Source organism: Rhodococcus sp. (in: high G+C Gram-positive bacteria), from assembly GCF_049286785.1.
In the GTDB taxonomy this organism is placed as follows: domain Bacteria; phylum Actinomycetota; class Actinomycetes; order Mycobacteriales; family Mycobacteriaceae; genus Rhodococcus_F.
Window position 1 is genome coordinate 1 of record NZ_JBAQEO010000861.1, and the last position, 2,593, is coordinate 2,593.

Genomic DNA, 2,593 nt, shown 5'->3' on the forward strand with positions numbered 1-2,593 from the left:
AGTCGAAGTGGTCCATGACCGAGTGGAAGCCCTTGCCGAGCTCACCGACGAGGTGTGATTCGGGAATGAAGACGTCGGACAGGTGAATGCTTCCCCAGCCCAGCGGGAGGCAGCCCATGCCGGGCATGGGGCTGACGCTGACTCCGTCCGCGTCGAGCGGTACGACGAAGCAACTGACGCCTCGCGCCCGACTCGATCCGGGCTCGCGTGCGTAGACGAGCGCGGCGGTGGCATTCATCGCCCAGGAGATGGCCGTCTTCTCGCCATTGAGGCGCCATCCGCCGTCGACTGCCGTTGCGGTGGTGGTCAGCGCACTCGCATCGGACCCCGACCCGGGTTCCGTCAGCGCGATAGCGATGGTCTGCTCGCCGCGAATCAATGGCGGAAGATATCGGTCTTGGATCTCGTCCCGGCACAGTGCCAGTTGTGAGGCGACCAGACCGATCTGGACAGGTGCCGATGCCATGTTCACGTCGCCGTATGCCAGGGTCTCGGTGGCGAGCCCGAGGAGTACGGGGTCTTCGGTGCCCGTGCCGCCGTACTGTTCGGGCAGACCGATTCCCAATAGATCGAGGTCGCCGAGTCTCTTCAGAACGTCGAAGGGAAATTCGGTTGAGGCCGCTCGGTCGCGGTAGCAGGGGAGAAGGACGCGATCACTGAACGCTGTCAGCGTCTTTCGAAACTCTTCCTGCTCGTCGGTGAATGCGAATGAAACCATCGGAGTGTGCTCCTGTGGGTGACTGGGGTTGGGGTGATCATGGCGAGAGAGCGCGTCGTGCCCTGAAAGCCGGACGGCCATTCCTCGCCCCACGGAAAGTAGTCTAGGTTTGAATAGTAGGTCGTCAAAGTTGCTAGTGCAAGAGGTGTGACGCGAAGTCGCACTACGCGGGGAATGCGGTGGCCGGTCTCGATACCTCAACCGCGAGAGGGTCGCCGGTGTATCTCAGTGCCCGGTCTCGCTGTCGCCGACGGCGCGACGGACCTGTTGCAGTCGTTCGATCAGCGCTTCCAGGGTCTCGGTGTCGACCGACGCCAGGCCGAAGCGGACCCCGGCGAGTCGATTGTTCGCTTCCTCGACCACTTTTATGCCGGCGGGGGTGAGAGTGGCGAGAACGGTCCGACGATCCGTCGTATGGGCGCGGCGTTCGACGAGCCCGGCCTTCACGAGTTGTTCGACCGCCATCGACACGGTGGTGGGGTGGACCATGAGGTATTTGCTCAACATGCCGAGCGGGCGAGTTCGTTCTTCGGAGAGTTGGAGCGAGGTCAGAATCAGGTAAGCGTTGCGCGACAGGCGAAGTGAACGCAGTTCCTGGTCCATGGCGCGGACCACCCACTGGTGCGTACGGAGCAACGCCATCGTGGTGACGAACTCCAGTTCGGCAGAATCCCGGCGCTCCGCCCATTCGGTTCGCATCCAGTCGATCACGTCGCGGCGGTCGTTGTCGGCAGGCATCGGCAGTTCACTCGCCACTGCGTGTCCTCTCGTCGTCATCGAACCGCGTCGCGGTAGATGATAGACCGCATGCGTACCGGCTCCTTGCGTGAGAACCGCTCTCAGCCGTGTGAGAGAACGATCTTCCCGAACCCGCTTCCCTGTTCGAGGTGCTTGTGCGCGGCCGCTGCCTCCGTGAGCGGGAATACGGCGCTGATCGGCACAGGCGGGACGGTCTTGGCGTCGAGAAGCGACAGCAACCCGGTGAAGTCCTGCGGGCTCCCCATCGTGGTCCCGATCAGTTCGTACTGGCCGAAGTAGAACGGCCGGACGTCGAGGGTGGCGAGTTCGCTGCGAGATGCGCCCAGCACGACCAATCGGCCGCCCGGCCGCAAAGCTGCGATGGACTGTTCCCAGGTCCCCACGGAATCCAGGACGAGATCGAATCCCTGCCCGTCGGGGGAGTGGCGGCGAGCGGCTTCCGACCACTCGGGTTCGTTGTAGAGCACGCCGTTTGCGGCGCCGAGTTCCACTGCCTGCGCGATCTTGGGCGCAGAGGAGGATGTGACGGTCACGTTCGCTCCCACCGCGGACGCCAGCATGACGGCCATGGTTGCGACTCCACCGCCGGCGCCCAGGACGAGAAGGTTCTCGCCTGCGCGGAGGCGACCGCGCGTGAACAGCGCGCGATAGGTGGTGAGTCCGACGAGAGGCAGTGCAGCGGCCTGCTCCCAGCTGAGACCGAGGGGTTTCGGAGCGACGCAGTCCTCCGGCACCCGTACCAACTCGGCGTAGGTGCCCCTCTGGTGGTCGCCGAGGATTTCCCACTGCGCGCTCGGGGCCGCCTCACGGTTGCCCCACCATAGCGACGGGAGCACGAGAACCTCCTCGCCCGTGTCTGCACGGATGCCCGCGCCGTCCGCGCCGAGAACGTGCGGCAGTGGCGACGAGTACTTGCCCTGGCGCACGAGGACGTCGTGCCAGTTGAGCGCGGCCGCCTTCAGTCGGATGGTGACCCAACCCGGCCTCGGATCCGGATCCGGGATCGTCTCCATCCTCAAGACGTCCGGCCCCCCGAACTCTCGCAAAACCACGGCGTCCACAGCAATCCTTTCGGTCGTACCATTTCAACGGTAACATGGTTTAAGTGACGAACAA

General features: G+C 64.4%; 3 protein-coding genes. All 3 read right to left on the minus strand.

Annotated elements, in window-relative coordinates; genetic code table 11:
- The coding region (locus tag WAW17_RS30660; protein ID WP_422336602.1) for an acyl-CoA dehydrogenase family protein at positions 1-718 on the minus strand (718 nt) is incomplete at its 3' end.
- 225 nt (positions 719-943) lie between these two features.
- Positions 944-1,474, minus strand: coding sequence for a MarR family winged helix-turn-helix transcriptional regulator (locus WAW17_RS30665; RefSeq protein ID WP_422336603.1), 531 nt, complete (start codon positions 1,472-1,474; stop codon positions 944-946).
- Between the two features lie 83 nt (positions 1,475-1,557).
- The gene (locus WAW17_RS30670; RefSeq protein WP_422336604.1) at positions 1,558-2,538 is read right to left on the minus strand and encodes a quinone oxidoreductase family protein; all 981 of its coding nucleotides are present in this window, start codon (positions 2,536-2,538) and stop codon (positions 1,558-1,560) included.
- Positions 2,539-2,593 lie beyond the last annotated feature (55 nt).